Origin of the sequence: Acinetobacter sp. PW68 (assembly GCF_020982655.1) — a bacterium.
GTDB lineage: Bacteria > Pseudomonadota > Gammaproteobacteria > Pseudomonadales > Moraxellaceae > Acinetobacter > Acinetobacter towneri_A.
In genome coordinates this window covers 1,955,495-1,979,804 of the sequence record NZ_JAHZSX010000001.1, presented here as the reverse complement: position 1 = coordinate 1,979,804, position 24,310 = coordinate 1,955,495, and the positions used below count along the sequence as shown (strand labels likewise).

Below are 24,310 nucleotides of genomic sequence, written 5' to 3'. Positions count from 1 at the left end.
GGTTTTTTACTAAATATCAAATTGCTTGAAAAATCCTTAAATTTATAAACATAAATCAAAAAATTATATCTTCTATTATGGTTTTTTAAGTAAAATAAATAGTTGAAAATTATTCTAATCTTGAGGTCTACCTTGGAATCATTATTGATTTTAGGCTCTATTGCTTTGGCATTAATGCTAGGTGCAATGAGTCCTGGGCCTACCTTTATTTATGTGGCAAAAAATTCGATAGCCATTTCACGTAAGCATGGTTTATTTACTGCTTTAGGCACGGGTACGGGTGCCGCAATTTTTGGTTTATTGGCGGTGATGGGGTTGCAGGCTATTTTATTGGCTGTGCCTTCTGCATATTTTCTGCTTAAAATTTGTGGTGGTTTATATCTGTTATTTTTGGCTTATAAAATAGTGAAGCATGCCAAAGCGCCTATTCAAACCAATCTTGCACATGGACAGCAAATGTCGCTTCGCCGTGCGTTTACCACAGGTTTAATTACGCAGTTATCTAACCCTAAAATTGCAATTGTCTTGGCGAGTATTTTTACAGCTTTGTTGCCTAAAGAAATTCCAACTTATTTCTATGTGGTGTTGCCAGTTTTGTGTTTCTTTATTGATGCAGGTTGGTGTTCATTGGTTGCAGTGGCTTTGTCTGCAGAAAAACCACGTAAAGTCTATTTGAAGTTTAAAGCGGGTTTTGATCGGCTAGCAGGGGCAGTGATGATAGTGCTTGGGTTAAAGCTGATTTTTGGGATGAAGTGACTAATATATAGAGTGCCTTCATTCAAACCTTCTCCTAAAGGGAGAAGGTTTTATAGAATCATTAATCTTTAAAATGAATAGGCATCCATTGATAGCTCTTTCCATCCTGAGAATAAATATGACCGATCCCTGGGAACGGTAAATGTGGAGCGGCAATGGTTTGTCCATTTTTAGCGAAATTAGCAAATTGCTTTAAACGTGTTTGAACAGCTTTTTTCGGGTCTATGTCGTATTCAATTGCCGTTTCAGGTTTATCAAATTGCACAGTATGTGAATGTACGATATCTCCAATAAAGACCACGTTTTCACCTTTGGTTTTTAGTGCATAACTAAAATGTCCCGGTGTATGTCCCGCCGTGTTAATGACTTTAAAGCCCTGAATGTCATCTCCGAGTTTATACGTTTTAAAACCTTGCTTTGTTTGGTAAGGCGCAATCGCTTGTTTAATTTTATCAACCGTGCCTAAGTAATTGGCTTGTTTATCTTTTGGTAATTTTGCCGCTTGTTTGGGATCTAGCCAATATTTTGCTTCATCATCAGATACATAGACTGTCGCATTTGGGAAATTGGCAACGCCATCTTTACTGATTCCACAGACATGATCGGGATGTAGATGTGTGAGTAGAATGGTATCGACTTGTTCAGGTTGATAGCCTGATGCTTTTAGGTTGGTTAAAACTGAACCTAAATGAGCACCAAAACAACTCGCTGCACCGCTATCCACTAATACTAGAGATTTTCCTGTATTAACGAGGAAGGCATTGACGGAGGTTTGTACGCCTTTCTCTTGATCTACATAGTATTTCTTTAAAATCTCGTGAACTTCTTGTTGTGGAATGTCTTTAAACAAGCTTGGTGACATAAAGTTTGTACCATCGAGCAGGGCTGTGATTTGTACGTCACCTGCTTGATATTGGTAGTAATCAGCGACTTGTTTTTGTTGTTCAATGGCAGGTTGAACTGCGTAAATAGCACTGGTGGTTGCTGTGCTTAGAGTTAGTGTTAGGAATAGTGATTTTAAAGCTTTCATAAGATTTCTCATTTATCATAATTCTTGTGAAAATTGTTCATAAACTTGCATAATAAAATTTGATAATTCATGTAAGTAATTTTCACCTTCAGAAGAGTCTCTGAATAGATTCCAACAATAATCAAAAACTTCATCTTTGTCAGTGAATTCAGAGTTGTTGATTATGGCTTGAAAGAAATAATGGTTATTCTCATTGTTAAGGTAGTACTGAAGTAAGCGTCCGCTGAACACACCTTCTGAATTCATCCTATAAGCCTTAATTTAGTTCCCACCTAAAAACAAGTGGGGACTTAATCCATGAACATGGATATATATTCAGCAACACCTCCTGTTGCTAAAAAACGCCGAAAATACAGCAAAGAATTCAAACTCAGTATTGTCAATGCCTGCAAAAATCCTAATACCTCGATCGCTTCGGTCGCACTGCAACATAGTATTAATGCCAACCTTGTCAGTCGTTGGATCAGGATCTTCAGCCATCATGATGGTGCCGTGCAGGATCCTACTCATGTGAATCCAGCATTTATTGCTTTGCCTTACACTGCTGCAATCAGCCAACCTATTGATGAGAGGATCACGTTGTGTATCACCGTGCCTCATACGAATAATGATATTCAGCTAAAATGGCAGACATCAGAAATACCTGCCTTGGCAGAATTACTCAAGGCACTTGCAACATGATCCGCATTGATGAAATCTGGCTTTCTACCCAACCTCTGGATATGCGAGCAGGGATGGATACTGTCATGGCTCAGGTGGTGAGAGCCTTTGGCTACATTAAACCGCATTGTGCTTACCTGTTCTGTAATAAACGTGGCCATCGCATGAAAGTGCTGGTACATGATGGACTGGGCATCTGGCTGTGTGCCCGGCGGCTGGAACAGGGAAAATTCCACTGGGCTAAAGTTCACCAGGGTGAAAGCGTAGCTCTCAACCCGGAACAGTTACAGGCATTAATCCAGGGTTTGCCTTGGCAGCGCATTGGACGACAGCAGGTGGTCACGATGCTCTAAACCAAGCTCGGCTATTCTGCTATCCTCCAAACGTTCTATTTCATTCTTCTCATGACCTCAGGCATACTGCGGTCATGAATACGCTGCCAGATTTAAGCCAACTGACCCATGAACAACTGCTGGAATTCACCCGGCAGTTGGCGATGCAGCATCAACAACTCGCAGAAGATAAACAACAATTAGATGCTCAAGTTCAACATCTGGAAGTATCAAATCAACAATTAGGTACCAAAGTTCAACATCTTGAAGTCACCAATCAGCAATTAGATTCTAAAGTTCAGCATCTTTCTATTCTCAATCAAAAATACGAGCATGAACTGGCGCTGTTTAAACAGCATAAATTCGGCAGTAAAAACGAACATCTCACCGCAAAACAAATCCATCTGTGGGATGAGGCGGTCGAAGAAGATATCGCAGCCGTTGATCTGGAATTAGAACGATTAAATGCAGATAAAACCCATGCAGCGACACAGAAAGCCACAGTCAACAAACCTAAACGTCGACTGCTGCCAGATCATCTACACACCATCCGTATTGAGCATGAACCTGCATCAACCCAATGCAGTTGTGGCTGCCAGTTACGTCGTATCGGCGAAGATATCAGTGAAAAACTGCATTTCAGACCAGCACAGTTCTATAAGGAACAGCATGTACGTGGCAAATGGGTCTGTGATCAGTGCGACACCCTGACTCAGCAAGCGATGCCCGCCTATGTGATTGATAAAGGCATTGCTTCACCTGAATTGCTCAGCCATGTGCTGGTATCGAAGTATGCCGATCATTTGCCGCTGTACCGTCAACGTCTGATCTATCAGCGGGCGGGAATCGAACTTTCTAGATCAACTTTATCTGACTGGATTGGTCGCTGCGGTGTGGAACTGGAACCTCTGGCCAATGCCTTAAAACAGGTGGTGCTGCAACAGCGGGTGATCCATGCCGATGAAACGCCGGTCACCATCATGCGGATGGGTGAGAATAATAAAAAACCGAAGAAAGGTTATGTCTGGGCCTATGCCACTACACAGTACAATCCAGTTCAAGCCGTGATCTATGACTTTCAGGATAGTCGTTCAGGTCAGCATGCTGAAGCGTTCCTGAAAGACTGGCAGGGCCATCTGGTCTGTGATGATTACAGCGGTTATAAAGCACGCTTTAAATCAGGTCAGGTCATTGAGGTGGGCTGCATGGCCCATGCACGTCGTAAATTCCATGAACTGCATGTGACCAAAAAAAGTCAGGTCGCTGAACAGGCATTAGTGCTGATTCAGAAACTGTATGCGATAGAAGCAGAACTCAGGAAAAAGACCGATGGTACAGCGGAAGACCGCCGCGAATACCGACAACAGCATAGTCAACCGGTGATGCAACAACTGTATGAATGGCTCAACCAACATCAACTGACTGTGCCATCGAGTTCTCCCACCGCCAAGGCGATCAATTACACTCTGAAGCGTTGGCCAGCTTTAAGCCGCTATTTGGATGATGGCAATCTACCGATTTGCAATAATTGGGTAGAGAATCAAATGCGACCTTGGGCGTTGGGACGTAAGAACTGGCTGTTTGCTGGCTCGCTGCGCAGCGGCCAACGAGCTGCCAATATCATGACTTTAATCCAGTCAGCAAAGCTGAATGGCTTGGATCCGTATGCCTATTTAAGTGATGTGCTGAAAAGGTTGCCGACACATAAAGTGACTCAGATTGAAGAATTGCTACCACACCGCTGGAAACCTGAACCGAATTAAAAAATAGGCATGGGGTTCAGCGGACGCTTACGTACTGAATAGCTGTATTAGGATGGGAACTTAAATAAAAGCGAGTTAAAAATTTTTCAGGTGATTCATTTGAATATATAAAGTGTAGATTTTGGTGTTCTGGATATCGTATTTCTCCATTTTCTTTAAATTTCATGTCTCCATCTAATACACAAGCATAGCCTGATCTTATTTTTTTATTAGGATATGTTTCTGCGTGACATTTAAAGAAGTTATAAACTTTATCAGCTGTTCCAAGAGGAATAATGTTTATCAGTTCATCAAGCTTTTGAATATTATTTATCTTAGCACAATGCTTTATTCCTCTTGAAATTATTTTTTCTGCTACTTTATCTTCACAATATAAATCTACTAGTGGGAATGACTTAGCATCCATTTTAGTTAATGCTGCACTAACACTAATATTGTTAATTGATTTATACTCTGAAGCGTATGTTTTTTCTATAAAAATTCTTGATTTGGGACTTACGGAATCTAAAACAGTCGAAGAGTGTGAAGTTATAATAAATTGCTTTTTATCAATCTTACTAATATCTCTGATTACATCAATTAGCCTTCTTTGTACTTTCGGATGAAGTCCCATTTCTACTTCGTCAATCAGAATTAAAGATTTTTCTTTAGCTTCGATAATATCAATTAGAATACGAGTTAATACATCTTCACCCGTAGCTGTGTTGAAGCTAGAATATTCAAATGCATTAGTATAGTTGAAAACATCTTTATCATTTACTTTAGCAATAGCCTTAATACTAAACTCCTGCTCTAAAATATAAGAAAGATAATTTTCTAACTTTCTCTTCATCTCAGGAGATAATTTATCAACACTGCTTGTTTTCGCGGTATTAAATACTTTAGCGGTAAAAAATCTTGCTGGTAATATTCTATCTAAATCAATAAAAACCACATCACGAAAAGTAAATTGGGATTCTTTTTTACCAATTCCATTCCACTTGCCAGTTTTAGTTTTTCTTTGTCCACGTTTAGCGCGTTCTAATTTATCACCCTTACGATAAGTAATATGGTATGTCCAATCTTCACATTGTTTATCATGATTTGTAAACTTCATTAGAGAGCTCCAAGTATTTCTCTCTAAATTTCCATTTGTTGGATTTCGACGCATAAATTTTATATGACTACAAGCTAGAGCCATTAAAACAGTTGTCTTCCCCGAGCGATTTGTTCCAGAAATAACAGAGATTGGATGCTGAAAATCTAACTTCAAGTGAGGGATATGTCTAAATCTTTCAAATTCTATATTTTTTAGAAAAAATGGATATAAATTATGGTCATCAATATTTACATTAGAAAAAAAATCATTGTTGGAGTTAATGTTCATATTTTTTGCATAGTATAAATCTTATTTTTATTATAGATTAACTTGATTAAATAAGTTAGCCCTAACAATAAGTTAAGGCTAACATAAAAATCCTAAGACACTTTATCACCAGCTTTAGCACCAGATTCAGGTGAGATCACCCAAACACCTTCGCCATTACCCGCTGCAAGTACCATACCGTTAGAAATACCAAAACGCATTTTACGAGGTGCAAGGTTCGCCACCATTACCACCAATTTGCCTTTTAAGTCTTCAGGTTGGTAGAACTCACGAATACCGCTAAACACGTTACGTGGCTCGGCTTCACCAACATTTAAAGTCAATTGAAGGAGCTTGTCAGAACCTTCAACCGTAGCCACTTCAAGAACTTCTGCAACACGTAAATCAATTTTGACAAAGTCATCAATGGTGATAATTTCCGCTTCACCGACTTTAGGTTCTGCTTTTTTCTCTTTGGCTTTTTCTTTTTTCTTTTCCGTTTTTGGTGCTTCAGCAGGTGCGGCTAAAGAATCTTTAGATGCGTCCACCATTGCTGCAACGGCTTTAGGATCAACACGCTGCATAAGCGGTTGGAATTGAGCAATTTCATGTGCAACGAGGATTTGTTGACGTGATGCAAAGTCAAAGCTTTCAAGTTGTAAGAAAGACTGAACTTGAGCCGCAAGTGTTGGAAGCACTGGAGCCAAGTAAATCGCAAGCTGACGGAATAAGTTAATACCGACTGAGCAAACATCATGAACTTGTTGTTCTTGACCTTCTTGCTTGGCAAGTGCCCACGGTTTTTTCTCATCAATATATTGATTCGCTTTGTCCGCAAGCGCCATGATTTCACGAATAGCAGCAGAGAATTCACGTGCTTCATAGGCTTGAGCAATTGAGTCGCCCGCAGCAATAAAGCTTTGTACTAACTCAGGTTCTGCACAGCTCGCACTTAATTTGTTATCAAATTTGGTGTTGATGAATTTGGCACAACGGCTGGCAATATTCACCACTTTACCTACAAGGTCAGAGTTTACTTTCTGCACAAAATCATCCAGATTTAAGTCAGAGTCTTCAACTTTGTCAGACAGTTTTGAGGCAAAGTAATAGCGTAAAAATTCAGGGTTTAAATGCTGTAAATACGTTTCTGCCTTAATGAATGTGCCGCGAGATTTTGACATTTTTTGACCATTTACAGTCAAAAAGCCATTTACAAATAAACCTGTAGGTGTGCGATAACCCGCACCATCTAACATTGCAGGCCAGAATAATGCGTGGAAATATACGATGTCTTTACCAATGAAGTGGTAGACTTCTTTGTCTGAATCTTTTTTCCAATAATCGTCAAAATTCAGGTCGGGGCGTTTGGTTTTTACGTAGTTTTCAAAACTCGACATATAACCAATTGGTGCATCAACCCAGACATAAAAATATTTATTTGGTGCATCTGGAATTTCAAAACCAAAATATGGCGCATCGCGTGAAATATCCCAGTCATTCAAGCCATTTTCAAACCATTCATCTAATTTGTTGGCAATTGAAACTGGCAAACGACCTTCATCACGCGTCCATTTTTGCAAATATTCGCCAAAATTAGGCAATTTAAAGAAGTAATGATCTGATGATTTTTCTACAGGCGTTGCACCGCTTAAAGTCGATTTTGGATTAATCAGCTCAGTCGCGTTATAGGTTGTGCCGCAAACTTCGCAAGAGTCGCCGTATTGATCTTCTGCTTTACATTTAGGGCAAGTGCCTTTAATAAAACGATCTGATAAGAACATGCCTTTTTCAGGATCAAACAATTGCGTGACAGGACGAACAGCAATATTGCCTGCATCACGGTTTTTAACATAAATTTCGCTGGCACGTGCGCGGTTGGTGTCGCTATGCGTTGAATCATAATGATCAAAATGCACGCCAAAACCGTCAAAATCACGAATGTGTTCTTGTTGCACATTGGCAATTTGCTGTTCAGGGCTAATTCCATTGGCTTCGGCACGCAGCATGATTGCTGTACCATGCGCATCATCCGCACAGACATAAGTCACGTCATGTCCCATTGCACGCATGGCGCGAACCCAGATATCTGCCTGGATATAACCGAGTAAGTGACCCATATGGATCGGGCCATTGGCGTATGGTAGGGCGTTAGTGACTAAAATTTGACGCACGGATATAACTCTCTCATATAGGGCTGATGCAATTTGGGCAATTTTACCTTAGATAGCTCATAGATGCACAAGGGATTCCATGAATTCTTTTCAAATCCGCCTAGAAGTCTAAATACAATATCTAAACAAGGAATAGGTCTGCATTTGTCCATAAATCATGTAAAACCAAGCAATACGCTCAGAATTAAGTATTTCAGTGATAGCACGACTTAACCTTATACTGAATTATCGTTACACTATCAAAATCGCGGTATTTCCAAACTTTGGAGTAAATCTATGTCTTGGCTTTCTTCACTTAAATCAGTTTTTTCACCTTCGCATACGGTGAATGAGGAAGCTATTCAGCACGTGCTACAAAGTTATGTCTTGCCTGAATCTGAACATGCCTTAAAAGATCGTATTTCTCAAGTGAATTTGCAAGGTGACATCCTGCAAATCACCATCAATACTTATCCTGAAGAAAAACAACATTTACAACAAATTCATGATGATTTGGCAGATGCATTAGAAAAATGCGGCATTAAAGAATTGAATATGCATGTGATTCAGCAGAAAACTGGACAGAAAAAAGAAAGTTGTGGGCATCAACATGCTGAAGGTCAAAGCTGCTCAACATCGACCACACAGACCACAGCATCTCATTTACCACCAGTGGTGGATGCTGCAGGTCAAAGTTCTATGCAAGAAGCCGATCCGAATAATCTACCGATTCAAAAAGCTGCGCCACACCAACGTGATGTGCCGAAACATCCGCGTATTCAAAACGTAATTTTGGTATCTTCAGGCAAAGGCGGGGTTGGAAAATCTACCACTACAGTAAATTTGGCTTTAGCTTTGCAAAAGCTCGGCTTAAAAGTTGGCGTATTGGATGCCGATATTTATGGTCCAAGTATTCCGACCATGCTCGGCAATGCAGGCAGAACCCCAATGATTGAAGCCGAGCAGTTTGTACCGTTGGATGCTTTTGGGATGCCTGTGTTATCCATCGGACATTTAACAGGTGACCACAATACACCTGTAGCGTGGCGTGGACCAAAAGCCACAGGTGCATTAATGCAGCTCTTTAATCAAACCTTATGGCCAGATTTAGATGTGTTGATGATTGATATGCCACCAGGAACAGGGGATATTCAACTGACACTTGCACAGCGTATTCCTGTAACGGGAGCGGTAATTGTAACCACACCACAAAATGTTGCCTTAATGGATGCTGTGAAAGGCATCGAACTGTTTAATCGTGTGCAAATTCCTGTCATGGGCGTAATTGAGAATATGTCGACGCATATCTGCTCAAACTGCGGCTACGAAGAACAAATTTTTGGTCAGGGCGGTGGCGATAAACTGGCAGAACAATATGACATTCCGTTGCTTGGGCGTTTACCCTTAAATGTCAGTATTCGTGAAAATGTTGATGCAGGCACGCCGTCAGTGATTGCAGGCGATGATGCTGCCGATAGTTACATTGCGATTGCTCAGCAAATTGCAAAAAAACTGCCTAAAGCTGAAAAAGATCAGAATCGTATTTTTTAATGGGGGATCTCAGCTTGGAATGATCGCAGTTATCGTCATTCAGATGTCGTACTTCAAATTTTAAGTGATCCATCTTTAAAAGCTAAGTCACAATATTTTGAAAATTCGGCTCACTTCGGTGGGCTATCTTTTTTTTTGATTAAAAAACACGCAAACATCTGATTTAAAGGTGTTTAATCTCCAAATACCTTAAAAATGTTAAGAAAAAATGACTTATAAGTTACCATTCGATTAAAAAATATTTTTTAAATAAGTGGTTGAATAAAAATAATAAATCTAAAATGTTAGACTGATCAAAAATTTGTCTTACAAAATATTTTTTGCCAATTGCAATGAACTATTTTAATCTGCGCTCATTCAGTAGTGAGGTCAATGCATGATTTCATGGTTTTTTATCGGTTTAGTGATCACAATTTTATTGACACCAGGGCCAACGAATACCTTGCTTGCATCATCAGGTATTCAGGTTGGTATCCGTAAATCTTTCCGATTAATTCCAGCAGAAGCATTGGGTTATTTGATCTCTATTACACTTTGGGGTGCCTTAATTGGTACGGTGTCTACCCATCTCCCGTTGTTGCCCATCATTCTAAAATTATTCAGTGCAAGCTATATTATTTTCTTGGCGATTAAATTGTGGCGTACGGCCAACGTCGAGCAAAGCTTTAATCAACCCACGATCCGTGCCAGTGAGCTATTTTTAGCGACTTTACTCAACCCTAAGGCATTGTTGTTTGCTTCTGCAATTTTCCCAACAATTGCATGGGTAAAAGCAGACTATTATGTTGCACACATGCTGGCGTTTTTATGTTTAATCGTGCCGATTGCCTTTTTCTGGACTTTTATTGGTTCTGTGCTCGCTAAAAATAAAATTAGCTGGCTCAATCAGTGCAATCTACAAAAAACAGCTTCTATTGTGTTGCTGAGCTTTTCAATTCCTTTAAGTTATTCGGCTTTGTTGAGTCTATAAGGCCAACGTTGTATCCAAAAGTTGTATCTACTGGAAATAGGGTCTGTTGACATTTCATAAATGGCTTGCGCTGTAGGCTAAAACTGAGCAGATCAGGCATGAAACGCAGGGAATAGTGGGTCTCTTGCCAAGTTTCATAACGCAATCTGAGAAAGTTTTAGCCACAGCCTTTCAGGACAAGCATATTTTTTGCTGCTATTGCGTTATGTGCCAGTCATTTAGAATGACTAAATTTCCTGTCCCATGCCTTATATCAGCTAAAAAATATGCGTTGTCGCAAACATAGACGAATTGTCAACAGCCCCTAATCATTGCACTTAAAAAAGCGATGTGAGGGAAACGGCTGGTTTTCATTAACTTAGATTTCAGTTAAAGTACAGCACAGTTAAACATTCATATTTTGGATAGAAAATAAATGGCAATTAAGTCTGATCGTTGGATTCGTGAAATGAGCGAAAAACACGGCATGATTGAACCGTATGCAGAAAACCAAGTTCGCTTTGACGAAAATGGAGAGAAACTCATCTCCTATGGTGTTTCTAGCTATGGTTATGACGTACGTTGTGCACGTGAATTTAAAGTCTTTACCAATGTTCACTCAGCAATTGTCGATCCAAAAAACTTTGATGAAAAAAGTTTTATCGATATTGAATCAGATGTGTGCATCATTCCGCCAAACTCGTTTGCCTTGGCGCGTACCGTTGAATATTTCCGTATTCCGCGCAATGTATTGACAGTGTGTTTAGGTAAATCGACCTATGCACGTTGCGGTATTATTGTGAATGTGACGCCACTGGAACCAGAGTGGGAAGGTCATGTAACTTTAGAATTTTCCAATACCACGAACTTACCTGCACGTATTTATGCAGGCGAAGGTGTGGCACAAATGTTGTTCTTTGAATCAGATGAAGTCTGCGAAACTTCGTACAAAGACCGTGGTGGTAAATATCAAGGGCAGACAGGCGTTACCTTGCCTAAAGCATAAGTTATTAACTCATCATAATTTTTCTGTTGAACAAGCGAGCCAATGTGCTCGCTTTTTTTTCATTCATCGGAAAGCTGTGCAGTTTAGCCAGTTTGTTTTGCATTTGCATAAATATTCAGCATAATTAAATATGAGAATGCTTTGGCATAATCACGTTTTTAAGGATAAAAACACTCAAATAAATAGCCAAGCTCTAGATAAATAAAAAAAGATGCGGAGCATCAGATAAAAGGAAGGTCGAGATGACTGAACACGCAATTACTTACCCTTTTCGTAAGCATTGCTTAGCCACTGCTATAGGCTTACTTTTAGCGAACCCGAGTTATGCTTTACAAGCACTCTCCGATGACTCTTTGTCAAATACCACAGGCGAAGGGGTTGCTTTAGTCCTTGATGACTTCAAAATGGTGTTTCAGCAGCCGAACGACCTATCAACTGGGTCGAGCTATACACGTGGCTTAGAAAACCCAAGTCAATATGATACGGGCTTTATTCGTATTATCCCGACGGGGGAGAATTATCAGAATATTTCAGAACATACCTATAAGAAAGTTTATAATCAGGTTTATGATGCTGAATATTTGGCAGGTGTTTCAACTACATCAACATTATACCAAAGTACCTATACAACGACTTTCAATAACTATAAAACACAAAATTATAGCTCTACAAAAACAGCAGTGAGCAGTGAAATCTCAGTTGGTGTGCGTCAAAGTCTAGTGGCAGAATACTTTGAATCTGACCGAATGAAACAATATTATCAACAGCGTTATAATGACTACTATAATGGTACAATTATTTCTGGATTAACAAATGATGGGACTACCTCATACACGTTAACGGTAGGGCAGGCAAGTAAATCTAGAGAATATGCATCAATAAATACCTATGAAATGATTGAAATTTTATATGGTAATAGAAGTGCTGATACCGTACCTTCAACACAGTGGACGCAAGGGGTTGCAAGAGTTAATCATATTGATCCTAAGGTTGCTCAAACTGTAGAAACTGTAACTCAAGAGCGGCTAAACTATGAAGGGGATAAAATTGCAAACACAGCAGCTTCAAATGCAATCAAAGAATTAGAATTATTAGCAGTAGATAACGCAACTCAAGCAGCAAAAACAGCAGCAGCACAAACTTCAGTGGGTTCACTCAGAACCAAAGCAGATGTCTTTATTTATGGTCTGGCATTATCTAAAAGTGATAACTCTTTAAGCAGTCGTTATAGCAATCAGGGTTTTAACTGGGGTTCTGCAGACAATCCATGGTTATTCCGTGCTGGTACAGAAAAAGTAAAACAATTTAAAAATGTAGAAAAAGATGTCGGTTATTTGGCACTTGAGGCACCGCTCGCAACTACAACGCCAACTGAAAGTGATAATAATATTAAATTGGGCTTTTGGACTGATATTTTTTCGCGTCAGTTGAATTCAAGCGCAGAGGTTGATCCGAGCACTGGAGCACCAAAATCGGGTTTAGATAAAGAGCACCGTTTACGTACTCAGTTTGTTGCCAATGGTTTAAGTTTAAATGGTTCACAGACTCGACTATTTCAGACTTTAGACTCGGATAACCCAAATCATCATCAAACCTTGGGTATGGCAAGTGTATTGCGTTTAAATACCAATGATAATCCTGCGAATTTAAGTTTCACAGACTCAAACTTAGACAGTAAAGGAATTCGCATTAGTACAGCAGCAAAATCAGACACTTTAGATGGAACTGCGGTCACACCAGCAATAGATGGTTCATTGGCACCAGTTTTTCATGATACAGAGGGTTTGTATTTATACAGTCCGAATATCAATTTAGTTTTAGGGAATATGTATCAGCCTTTTGTGGTTGGTTCTGAGGGCAATAATATTGTGCTAGAAGTAACACGTATTCCGAATGTTCCTGAAATTTACAATAAAATTTATCAAAATTATGAAGATGGAAAGGGTGGGTATTTAGGTTCTACAGCATTTACAGGTTCTACGTGTAATGTGGTGAGTTGTGGCACACCGCTAAAAGCCAATGTCAATGACAGTGCTGCGATGTATCAAGGACGTAATGCGACGCATAGTAGTATTGCAATTGGTACTGTAGAACGCTTGCCAAATAATATGTTGCGTGCCAAAGATCATACGGATGCCACAGGTGTTGTATTTAAGGGTGTAGATGGTACTGCTAAGAATCTAGGTTCAGTTGCAATAGATGGTGTGCTGATTCAGCACCTTAAATTTAAAACAACAGGTCTATAAAAGGAGAATCATCATGTTGAAAAAACTGTCTTGTATTGCATTGATGTGTAGTCCTTTGACCCATGCCAATTTAATTGCACTGGAAAATCATGAATTAACGCAGGCTACTGGTCAAGGTGGAGCAGACCTCAGTTGGACGTTATCGTTAAACCATGAATATGCCGAAAATTTAGAACTCAGCAATATTTCTAAATTTAATGGTGGGACTAAACCTACAGAAGTTTATTATCGCTATAGTAAAAATTGTGCTGACAATAATGTGCTTTGTCGTTTAGCGATTGCACCCAATAACCATGAAGATAATAACGGCAATAAAAAATGGCTGGTATTTAAACAAATTCAGGGCACCATACAAATAGATAAATTTTCTTTAGATGGCACGACTATTATTAATCATAAAAATGACCCACAAACGGCAATGCAGCTTAAGTTTTATGATGATAAGCCATTAAAAATAAGAAATTTGGGTTTTGCAACCATGGCGATCGAAACAGGTACAGGGCAGGGAGCAAATGAAGGTTATGCAAATTCAGAGGTATATACCAAATTTCAAGGAAGAAATTATCAACAAGATGGTAGTTATAACTTAGTTCAGCAAGATGTACCTTTGTTTGATCAGGGCGCTGAAAAAGGATTTATGGGCTTAAATATTCACGGCAATATGCACATGTCTGGCAATGTGAAAATATTTAGCTACAACTGTACAGGTTCAGCAGCAAGTCGTTGTTGAATATAGGATTAAGTACAGTATAGGGAAATAACAATGAAAAAAATAATGCAGTTGAATTTATTAACATTGAGCGTACTTTGTGCGCAACAAGTGTATGCTTTAGAGCTGATTGCAGACCAGCATTTGTCTGATGTAAGTGGGCAAGATGGTATTGTAATCACCCATGAAATGTCTAAAGCCACGATTAATCAAGTCAATTGGTATGATCCTGATTTAGTGGCTGGAACTCAACAGGGTTTAGGCTTACATAATGTAGAAATTAAAGGACAGAATAACCAGCCTATTATCAGTAAGCTTGCTTTAGATGTGGGGAAAACTGATGTTGGCGCAGGTGTGCGTATCGATGCGAGTATTGATGCTTTTCAATCGACTGCAGATTTAAACTTGGTCAAAAAAAACTGTGTCGGAAATAGTTGTACTAGGCTTTGTTGCACAAAGATTTGAAATGCAAAGCGCCCCTAATTGAGCCAAATTTAAGGCGTAACTTGGGTAAGTGGTCGACCTAATTCCGTAAATCTGTTGAGGACTGCTACACGTGCATGAATTTCATTCACCTGACTAGGAAAGCTTCTTGCCATTAATTTATCGCCTAATAATTTGATGCAATGCATCTTGGTTTCCACCAAACTGCGGCGATGATAGCCTGACCATTTTTTCCATAATGTCCTGCCTAAACGTTTAACTGTTCGAAGTAATTCATTTCGCTCTAGCGAGCTGATCTTTGTATCTTTCCATGGTTTCGCATTTTTTCTTGGTGGAATCACCGCATGTGCTTGCCGATCTGCAATGACCTGACGGCATTGCTTGGTGTCATAAGCTCCATCGGTATAAACAGAGTCAATCTGCTCATCTTGTGGAATCTGATTAAGTAAATCACCAAGCACCTGTGAATCACTGACATTATTGGTTGTGAGCTGAATAGCGCGTATTTGTAGGGTTTTGGCATCTATACCAATATGTAGTTTACGCCATTGGCGACGATATTCAGCTCCATGTTTCTTGCGTTTCCATTCGCCCTCACCTAGAAACTTCATGCCTGTAGAGTCTACGAGTAGATGCAGCCCATCGCTACTTTTTTGGTAGCTGATTGCAATATCAATATGCTTTTGTCTTCTACAAAGCGTACTGTAATCTGGTGCGGTCCAATTTAATCCGCAAAGTTCAATCAGACTTTGCACAAAGCCAGTGACCATACGTAAAGATAGACGGAATAAGGATTTAATCATTAAGCAGCATTGGATAGCTGCGTCGGAGTAGGTTTGATTTCGCCCTTGTTTGCCTTTTGATGGAGCATACCATTGCGTAGCAGGATCAAACCAAATGACAATATTTCCGCGACTCATGAGTGCTCGGTTATATGCGGGCCAATTGGTTGTGCGGTAGATTTTGTGTGTAGGCTTCTTCATTTGAAAATTATATCGCTGAAAAAGGCTTTACAGATAGGTTTGTGCAACAAAGCCGTTGTACTAAAGAAACACAAAGCTTGGGTCAGTTCGGCTTAGAAACTAAATCACCTTTAAAAGTTTTATTAGAAACCAAAGCAGGTTTATTCAATCAAAATGAAACGGCACATTTAAACTTCCAGTTACAGAATGCCAAAATTAGTCATGGTTTAGGTAAGCATGAATTATCTATGCATGATTTTAACTTTAATTTTGCGACTGACGGCTATATGTACATTGATGCCGATGAGGGATTGGTCTTTACCACTAAAAATGGCACCACCGACCATTTTGTGAATCTTGGACGAGTGAAAGACCTGAGTGATGTTGCTAGTAGCCGACAAAATGCAACCAATCCTGGGGTCAATATTGACTTGCGTTATGATGATAAAAATTTAATTCGCTTTGGTGCATCAGGTGCGGTAAGCAATTCGAAATTGTTTTTTAATGGGCATCAAAAAAATGTTGCCAATTTTGACGTTTCGAATAAGGTCAATGGTGTAATTGAAACTAAAAATACCGCAGTTACAGGCTACGATACTGTGGTGGGGCAAGGTGGTTTGCATTTGGGCTTATCTGCTGATTTTACCAATCAAAATACGGCAGGCTTGGCTGCAGGGCAATTACCAACAACCTTAGAAATTGGGCACACAGGAAAAGGCAGTTATGCGGTTGAGTTTTCGAATTTAAGACCGCTAACCACACGTGATGCACAAGGTGCTTTGCACAATAAAAATGCTTATATTGATTTTGGCGATATTTATATTAATACCGTACAAGCGAAAAACCTCAATTTTTTAGTCAATGAAAATATTAAAAATACCATTGGTGCAACCAGTCCTATTTTAAACCAGTTGCTATCGAGTAAGCTTGAAGGTGACCAGTTCTCACTGATCGCTGTTCGTGGTATGGACTTTCAGTCTATTGCAGCCAAAGCTAGAATTATTTCTGACAACTCTTTAAATGAATTGACAGGAGATGGTGGTTCTTGGGGTATTGGGATTCCAATTTATAATTTAAATGCCAATGTGGCCTTGTCGGGTAAACAATATCTGTCACCTTATGATGGAACGAACAAAACTGGAATTGGTTATAACGCTATTGTTTCTACCGAAGGTTATGGCATTGATTCAAAAACAGGCTTACCAAGTACCACTTCTATTATCTTAATTGACGGGCAAGACAGCCTGCATGCTGGTGAAGCTGTCAACTATTATGCTGGTTTAAGAAATATTGATGCATTAATTCAGTCCGACGGTGTGATTGGTTATGAAGATGAAGGGATTTATATTCGTGCAGATCATTTATTAGTTGCAGCAAAAGCAGAGTTAGCGATTGGACAATTACCAGGTTCGAAATACAACTGCGTCACAGGATCAACTAAATGCGGTGGCTTTGTACCTTACGATAATTTCTCTAAGAAAGATGATGTGTTGACCACAATTGCTTTTAAATTAGATGGCAATGGTGAATTGTTGGTAATTCCTGGAGTGGATCCTACCGATACTAATCCGAACTCAAACTTTTTGTCTTTTGATGCGAACTTTAAGTTTAGAAGTTTAGATAGCACAGAAAAGTCGAATCCGAAGAACTTAGGTAGTTATTTTAGTTTAATTAATGAAGATCAAGTGAATAATGAAACTGTTCAAACTTCTTCTATAAACTTGAATCGAATGGAAGGTCATATAGGTGTTAAAGGAAAAGTAGTCGTTAGTGCAGATACGGTCACTTTAGACAATCAAGTTAAATTTAATTATAAAAATGATATTGCTCAACCCTTTAAAACAAACTTTGCAATGTCTACCAATGGCAATATGCAGAAAATCGCATCTGTCGCGCTTACAGGTGGAACCATGCGCAGCACATTCGGCATTACGCCACGCTAAAGGATAGAAATAAAATGAAAAAAACAATTTTAGTTGCATCTATTTTAAGTACAGCTTTTTCATTCAATTCTGCTCAAGCGATGCAGGCTTTAAATGATGATCAGTTATCTCATGTACAAGGTCAGGCACTTTTGAACCTGATGACTGCGACAGATCAATCACAAGGGCTCAACTTTTATAAGCTGAGTGTTGATGCGCTTATGGAGCTCAATGCCAATATTAAAACACTACAACTAGGTTGTGGCGGTGTAAATAATGCGATTGGTAGTAAAGCGGGATGTGATATTGATATTTCCAATATTGCATTAAGTGGCTTGAATGAATCTTATGATTCAACAGGTAGTCCAAAGTTTAATGGTGAACGTGCGGGTACTAGTGCGCAAATTACTAATCCATTTATTGAATTTGCGATTAGTGGAAATAGTGCGTCAACACGTGAAGTGGTTGGTTTTCGCTTAGGTGCAGAAGAAATTTTAGGTCTCCTGACTTTGGGTACAGATAACGTACAAAACCCCAATGACGGGATTAAAAGTTTCAGTGGTTATATGAAAATGGCACAAACTCAAGGTCATTCATTTACTGAGCAAGCGACATTTGGTATGACCGATGATGAAATTATTTCTGGTCGTTTAAAGGCTTTGGGGCAAACAAGACAGTTTGATAGTAAGCCATTTACAAATGGTGTTAGAACAGAAGGGCATACAGGGATTACAGTTCCTTCTATGAAAGTAGATTTTACTATGCCAGAAACGGTGGTTACGGGTCAACGTATGACTGCTGCCAAAGTGAGTGGTATTCGCTCTTCTATTCCTTCTATTCCTTTAGCTGTTGCAGAGCCGGGTAAGAGTTTACCGGGTAGTGTTCAAGGAACTCCTGATTTCTCTCAAGACCAGCTTTATGTAGAATTCCCTGCTTTATTATTTGGTTCTCTTGGGACACACTCATTCTTTAAAATGGCAGCAGGCTCGAGTTTGGATGAACTTAATATGGATATTACTTTTGTTCAAGCTTTGAATATGATTCACAATATTCCACTCAATGGCACAGGAGGGTATTTATCTCTGCAAAGTAAACCTGTGCATTGGCAAGGAGCCGATCAGGGTGATGTTGCTCAACAAGGGTGGTGGATGTCTTTTAAAGAACCTATACAACTGGGATATTTAGCAACAACAGATAAGGTTGATATTTCTTCGGTATTACCACAAGTAGCTACAGCGATTAGTGACTATTTGCTCAATAAATCCGAACCAATTGATGTTGGTGCTTTTGAGGCTTTAGGTTCTTTGGCTGGCGTAGCTGTTGAAAAAAAATTGAATATTAATGTAGGTCAATTTACGAATTATGCAACAGGAAATCCAGCTACGATTACATTAAAGGATAAGCTTTTAAATAACCAAAACGTTACCCCTAACTGTTATGGTGGTATGAAATTCTGTTAATTCCAAATGAAAAAAATCCCGCAACTTGTGCGGGATTTTTTATGCTTAGTGTTTAATCTTAGTTAGCAATTTTGATTAGTAATTCTTCTTTCGTTAGGTTGCTAGATTCAGCATCACGACGACCTTTATATTCAAAAGTACCTGCATCTAAACCTTTCTCACCAATCACAATACGGTGCGGAATACCTGTAAGCTCAAGATCAGAGAATTTCACCCCAGGACGTTCATTACGATCATCCAGTAATACATCATAACCTGCAGCTTGAAGTTCAGCATAAAGTGCTTCTGCTGCTTCTAATGTACGTGGTGATTTATGTGCGTTCATTGGCACAATCGCAATTTCAAATGGTGCGATGGCTGCAGGCCAAATAATCCCTTTATCATCAAAGTTCTGTTCAATGGCAGAGGCAACCACACGTGTAACACCAATCCCATAGCATCCCATGGTAACAGTAAACGGTTTGCCATCTTCACCAAGAACTTTACAGCCCAAAGCTTCTGAGTATTTAGTACCAAGCTGGAAGATATGACCGACTTCAATACCGCGTTTAATTTGCAGAGTTCCTTTCCCATCGGGAGATGGATCGCCCTCAACGACATTACGTAAATCATAAACTTCAGTATATTGTGCATCGCGCTCCCAGTTTACACCTGTTGCGTGTTGATCAACTTGGTTTGCACCTGCAACGAAGTCAGACAATACCGATGCAGCACGGTCTACAATCACAGTTATGCCTTTTTCGACCAAACCTTGTGGACCAACAAAGCCAGCAGTTAAACCTAACGCTGCAATTTGTGCATCGGTTGCAAAAGTAAGTGGTGCAGCAATTTGTGGATGCTTTTCTGCTTTAATTTCGTTGAGTTCATGATCACCACGCAGGAATAATGCAATCACAGGTATTTGCCCTGATTCATCTGCAACACCTTGAACCAAGAGCGCTTTGACTGACTGGTTGCTATTTGTGCCTAAAAATGCAGAAACTTCCGCAATGGTTTTTTGGTTTGGTGTCTCTACAATGTTGAGTTCTTGCGTTGCAGCAGCACGTTCACCCACCAAAATGGCTTCAGCCATTTCAATATTGGCTGCATAATCAGATTCTGTAGAGAAGGCAATATCATCTTCACCACTTGAAGCCAGAACGTGGAATTCATGTGAACCAGAACCACCAATAGAACCTGTATCTGCTTGTACTGGGCGGAAGTCTAAACCTAAGCGTGAGAAAATTCTGCAGTATGTGTCGTACATGACATCATAGGTTTCTTGTAGGGAGGCTTGATTGGTATGGAAAGAATAAGCATCTTTCATAATAAACTCACGTGAACGCATTACCCCAAAACGTGGTCGAATTTCGTCACGGAATTTAGTTTGAATTTGATAGAAGTTGATTGGCAATTGCTTATAGCTTTGTAATTCATTACGTGCCAAATCAGTAATGACTTCTTCATGTGTTGGACCAAGTACAAAAGGATTGTCGTGGCGGTCTTTAAAGCGCAGTAACTCAGGACCATATTGCACATAACGCCCTGATTCTTCCCAAAGTGAAGCAGGTTGCGTGACAGGCATAAATGTTTCTAAAGCACCTGCGCGGTTCATTTCTTCACGAACAATGGCTTCAACTTTATTTAGCACACGCACACCCATTGGCAGCCAAGTATATAAACCCGAAGCCAATTTACGAATCATACCCGCACGTATCATTAGCTGGTGAGAAATCACCTCGGCATCGTTTGGGGTTTCTCTTAACGTAGCAAATAAAAAGCGACTCGCGCGCATGGAAACTGTCCTAAAAAATGAAGCGTTAAATGGAATTTTTTCAGAGCCGGATTATACAATAAAAATGGGGCTAAGCTTGCGTTAAAATTTAGCCCCTCCATTATACGTCAATGTCGTTTGATGCTATGAAAGCAATTTGCGGGTTTGGTGCAGCATAAAGTTTTTAAAGTCATCTAAGTAAGTAAAAATCACGGGTACAACAACTAAGGTCAGCAGTGTAGACGTAATCACACCACCAATAACAGCATGTGCCATAGGTGCACTTTGCTCACCGCCTTCACCTAGTCCAAGTGCGAGGGGTACCATCCCCATTACCATGGCACTAGTGGTCATTAAAATAGGGCGTAGTCTGGTTTTACCTGCGGTAATAATAGCGTCATAACGTGACTCACCTTGATCCATGGCTTTCTTTATAAAATCAATCAGTAGAATCGCATTTTTGGTCACCAGTCCCATCAGCATAATAATGCCAATAATAGAAAATAGGTTCATGGTGGAATTAAAAATAAACAGCGCCAAGAACACACCAATCAGCGACAACGGCAAAGAAGTCATAATTGCTGCGGGGTGAATAAAGCTGTTAAATTGCGAGCCTAAAACAATATAAATAAATACGATGGAGAGTGTAATTGCTGTGAGTGCATAACCCGCAGATTCGGCCATATCGGCATTGGAACCTTGGGTGTCAAAACTATAGCCCGCAGGGAGCTTAAAATTATCCTGAATTTTTTGTATGTCGGCACCAATGTCACCAGCAGGACGTCCTGCGGTGTTTGCTTCGACCAAAACTTCACGGGCTAAATCACGGCGGTGGATTTGTGCTGCACCTAAACTTTCCTCAAACTTTGCCACACTCGCTAAAGGCACTAAAATATTTTGTCCATTGGCATCGGTTTTTTGTGAAGTTAAATACATATTTTGCACATCGCTCGGCAAGCTACGACGGTTTTCTGTAAGGCGAACATTAACATCGTAGGTTTCGCCATGTTCATCTTGCCATGTAGTGACATCATCCCCTGCAATGAGTGGGCGGATAATATTGGCAATTTGATTCACCGATAGCCCCAAATCGCTAGCAAGGACGCGATTTATATGAACACCTAATGTAGGTTTAGGGGCTTTTAGCGAGCTTTCTAAATCGACAATACCATCCACCTGAGCAATTTCTTTCATAAAGTGGTCAGAAATTTTTTGTAACTCTGCTAAATTAGGGCCTTTAATGGACACCATCACAGGTTTTTGTCCTCCCGAAACTGTTTCATCGGCAGATGCGACAGAGGTGATGGTGATACCTGCAATGCTTTGTAGACGTTGGCGGAATTCGTTATTGAGTTCTGTCAATGTTTGTTCACGTTCATTACGTGGGCTGACAGTTACACGTAAATTAACATGATTTTTCCCGCGATCTGTCACGCTGTTAATGGCCGCGTAAGTTGCACGAACTTCAGGGTGTTGACGAATGATTTGATCTACTTGTTTTAATTTTGCTTGTGAATATTCAAGTGAGGCATCCACAGGTGTTTCAAATTTAATCCGAATTTCACCTTTGTCGGGTACAGGTACAAATTCTGTACCAATAAGTTTAGATAATCCGAGTGCGGCAAATAATGAAGCTACGGCAATCAATAAGGTAATAACGCGAAATCGTAGCGCTAATTTTAAAAGTTTTTCATAATGATGACTTAAATTGTCGAGTTTGTTGGAAATCCAGTTTAAGAAACGTTTTACCCGTCCAGGTTGTTTATTGGGATTGGGTTTTTCTGCCCAATGTGCAGACAGCATTGGGTCTAGGGTAAAACTGACAAACATGGAAATCAGTACTGCAGTACTGACGGTTACACCAAATTGATAGAAAAAACGTCCGATAATCCCGCCCATAAATGCTACAGGTAAAAATACCGCAATAATGGTTAGCGTGGTGGCTAAAACCGCCAAGCCAATTTCTTTAGTGCCATCCAAAGCAGCAGTGACATGGTCTTTGCCCATAGCGGCATGACGCACGATATTTTCACGAACCACAATTGCATCATCAATCAATAAGCCAATACTGAGCGAGAGCGCCAGTAAGGTCATCATGTTGATGGTAAAGCCAAATGCCCAAATAAAGGTGAGTGTACCGAGTAGGGCGATGGGCAGGGTCAATCCTGTAATGGCGGTAGAACGGAATGAACCGAGAAACAATAGTACAATCAGGACGGCTAGAATCGCACCCTCAATAATGGTGCGTGCTACATCACGGATACTGCCACGAATCCCTTTAGAAGAATCCGCCACGACTTTTGCAGTCATGCCTGCAGGCAGTTGGGTTTGAATACGTTCCAAGGTTTTGTAGGTGTTATCTACCACTTCAATGATATTAGAGTCTGAGCTACGCAAGATATCGACAGCAACCGCAGTTTGCCCATTTAGAAACGCACTAGTTTCCAGCTCTGCCTGACTGTCTTGAATTGTAGCCACTTGTTTTAAAAAGATTGGCGCACCATTTTTATTGGCAATAATTAAATCGCCAAAAGCCAGAGGGTGAATGACTTTGGATTGAATTTCGACCACCAATTCACTATTGGCTTGTTTGAGTGTACCGCCTGGCACTTCAATATTTTCAGCTTTGAGGGTATTGATCACCTGATCCACACCTAAGCCCAAACTCATTAATTTTTGTGGATCGACCTCAATTCGAATTTGTCGCTGTGCATCCCCCAATAAATTGACAGTTCCGACGCCAGACACAGTGCGCAGTTGTGGCACAACCTGTTGATCTAAATAGGAACTTAAATCCCGCAAGGACATTTGTGAGGATTCAAAGACAATCGACAGAACCGCATTAGCAGTGGGGTCGTAGCGCTCCACCACAGGGTCTTGAATTTCATCTCGAAAGCCTGCACTGACAGACGAAATTTTATCGCGTACATCTTGTGCTGCCACTGCCGAAGGAACATCTAAATTAAATTCGGCTATAATGGTAGATAACCCTTCACTGGATTGTGAAACCAGTTGTTTGAGTCCAGAAATGGTGTTGATCTGATCTTCCATTTTCTTGGTGATTTCAGATTCAACTGTTTCAGGTGATGCACCCGGATAACTGGTATAAACCACTACAAACGGAAAATCGACGTCAGGAAATTCTTCCACGCCCATACGTTGCCATGAAGCCAAGCCAAGCACCATTAGACAAAACATCATCATGATGGTAAAAACGGGATACTTGACGCTAACTCGGGTAAACCACATAACAACGATCCTGATTTTTTATT

Annotated in this window: 19 protein-coding genes; 12 read left to right on the top strand and 7 right to left on the bottom strand. The window is 40.0% G+C overall.

Features of this window, described 5'->3' with window-relative positions; translation table 11 throughout:
* Positions 1–132: 132 nt before the first annotated feature.
* Complete coding sequence (locus K1T76_RS09435; protein WP_019837514.1) at positions 133–756, top strand: LysE family translocator; 624 nt, start codon at positions 133–135, stop codon at positions 754–756.
* Positions 757–817: 61 nt separating this feature from the next.
* Here the strand turns inward: K1T76_RS09435 and K1T76_RS09430 are convergent, their stop codons facing one another.
* Positions 818–1,786, bottom strand: a complete 969-nt coding sequence (locus K1T76_RS09430) for an MBL fold metallo-hydrolase (RefSeq protein ID WP_019837513.1) — start codon at positions 1,784–1,786, stop codon at positions 818–820.
* A gap of 15 nt (positions 1,787–1,801) precedes the next feature.
* Positions 1,802–2,032 (bottom strand): hypothetical protein, encoded by a 231-nt coding sequence (locus tag K1T76_RS09425; protein WP_230245206.1) that lies wholly within the window; start codon positions 2,030–2,032, stop codon positions 1,802–1,804.
* A 51-nt stretch (positions 2,033–2,083) separates the two neighbouring features.
* Here K1T76_RS09425 and K1T76_RS09420 point away from each other — a divergent pair, with 51 nt between their 5' ends.
* The 3 genes from K1T76_RS09420 to tnpC all read left to right on the top strand — a co-directional run bounded on the left by K1T76_RS09420 (position 2,084) and on the right by tnpC (position 4,541).
* On the top strand, positions 2,084–2,467 hold the full coding sequence (locus K1T76_RS09420) for a transposase (protein WP_019383553.1): 384 nt from the start codon (positions 2,084–2,086) through the stop codon (positions 2,465–2,467).
* Positions 2,464–2,799, top strand: coding sequence for an IS66 family insertion sequence element accessory protein TnpB (gene tnpB / locus K1T76_RS09415; RefSeq protein ID WP_004828548.1), 336 nt, complete (start codon positions 2,464–2,466; stop codon positions 2,797–2,799). Before K1T76_RS09420 ends, tnpB begins: the two co-directional genes overlap by 4 nt.
* A 74-nt stretch (positions 2,800–2,873) precedes the next feature.
* Entirely contained in the window at positions 2,874–4,541 is a 1,668-nt protein-coding gene (tnpC, locus tag K1T76_RS09410; RefSeq protein ID WP_230245205.1) for an IS66 family transposase, read from the top strand.
* A 16-nt stretch (positions 4,542–4,557) separates the two neighbouring features.
* Here the strand turns inward: tnpC and K1T76_RS09405 are convergent, their stop codons facing one another.
* A complete protein-coding gene (locus K1T76_RS09405) occupies positions 4,558–5,907 on the bottom strand; it encodes an ATP-dependent nuclease (RefSeq protein ID WP_230245204.1) in 1,350 nt (449 codons plus the stop codon).
* Between the two features lie 92 nt (positions 5,908–5,999).
* Positions 6,000–8,057 carry a methionine--tRNA ligase gene (metG, locus tag K1T76_RS09400; RefSeq protein ID WP_026438169.1) on the bottom strand — a complete coding sequence of 686 codons (2,058 nt, stop codon included), beginning with the start codon at positions 8,055–8,057 and terminating at the stop codon, positions 6,000–6,002.
* 276 nt (positions 8,058–8,333) lie between these two features.
* Between metG and apbC the strand changes: the two genes are divergently transcribed.
* From apbC to K1T76_RS09370, 6 genes are all read left to right on the top strand, one after another.
* Complete coding sequence (gene apbC / locus K1T76_RS09395) at positions 8,334–9,587, top strand: iron-sulfur cluster carrier protein ApbC (RefSeq protein WP_230245203.1); 1,254 nt, start codon at positions 8,334–8,336, stop codon at positions 9,585–9,587.
* 376 nt (positions 9,588–9,963) lie between these two features.
* Complete coding sequence (locus tag K1T76_RS09390) at positions 9,964–10,557, top strand: LysE family translocator (RefSeq protein ID WP_019837508.1); 594 nt, start codon at positions 9,964–9,966, stop codon at positions 10,555–10,557.
* Between the two features lie 415 nt (positions 10,558–10,972).
* Positions 10,973–11,542 (top strand): dCTP deaminase, encoded by a 570-nt coding sequence (gene dcd, locus K1T76_RS09385; protein WP_004975507.1) that lies wholly within the window; start codon positions 10,973–10,975, stop codon positions 11,540–11,542.
* A 242-nt stretch (positions 11,543–11,784) separates the two neighbouring features.
* Entirely contained in the window at positions 11,785–13,788 is a 2,004-nt protein-coding gene (locus K1T76_RS09380; protein ID WP_230245202.1) for a hypothetical protein, read from the top strand.
* Between the two features lie 13 nt (positions 13,789–13,801).
* Entirely contained in the window at positions 13,802–14,518 is a 717-nt protein-coding gene (locus K1T76_RS09375; protein WP_004975509.1) for a hypothetical protein, read from the top strand.
* A 33-nt stretch (positions 14,519–14,551) separates the two neighbouring features.
* Positions 14,552–14,962, top strand: a complete 411-nt coding sequence (locus K1T76_RS09370; RefSeq protein ID WP_230245201.1) for a DUF6160 family protein — start codon at positions 14,552–14,554, stop codon at positions 14,960–14,962.
* Between the two features lie 29 nt (positions 14,963–14,991).
* Here the strand turns inward: K1T76_RS09370 and K1T76_RS09365 are convergent, their stop codons facing one another.
* Positions 14,992–15,924 (bottom strand): IS5-like element IS17 family transposase, encoded by a 933-nt coding sequence (locus K1T76_RS09365; protein ID WP_104852498.1) that lies wholly within the window; start codon positions 15,922–15,924, stop codon positions 14,992–14,994.
* A gap of 41 nt (positions 15,925–15,965) precedes the next feature.
* Here K1T76_RS09365 and K1T76_RS09360 point away from each other — a divergent pair, with 41 nt between their 5' ends.
* Both K1T76_RS09360 and K1T76_RS09355 read left to right on the top strand, forming a co-directional pair.
* Entirely contained in the window at positions 15,966–17,846 is a 1,881-nt protein-coding gene (locus K1T76_RS09360; protein ID WP_230245200.1) for a hypothetical protein, read from the top strand.
* 14 nt (positions 17,847–17,860) lie between these two features.
* Positions 17,861–19,285 (top strand): hypothetical protein, encoded by a 1,425-nt coding sequence (locus K1T76_RS09355; RefSeq protein ID WP_019837502.1) that lies wholly within the window; start codon positions 17,861–17,863, stop codon positions 19,283–19,285.
* A 58-nt stretch (positions 19,286–19,343) separates the two neighbouring features.
* Here K1T76_RS09355 and K1T76_RS09350 read toward each other — a convergent pair whose 3' ends face one another.
* Both K1T76_RS09350 and K1T76_RS09345 read right to left on the bottom strand, forming a co-directional pair.
* Positions 19,344–21,059, bottom strand: a complete 1,716-nt coding sequence (locus K1T76_RS09350; protein WP_230245199.1) for a proline--tRNA ligase — start codon at positions 21,057–21,059, stop codon at positions 19,344–19,346.
* Positions 21,060–21,182: 123 nt separating this feature from the next.
* A complete protein-coding gene (locus K1T76_RS09345) occupies positions 21,183–24,287 on the bottom strand; it encodes an efflux RND transporter permease subunit (RefSeq protein ID WP_230245198.1) in 3,105 nt (1,034 codons plus the stop codon).
* Positions 24,288–24,310: the final 23 nt, after the last annotated feature.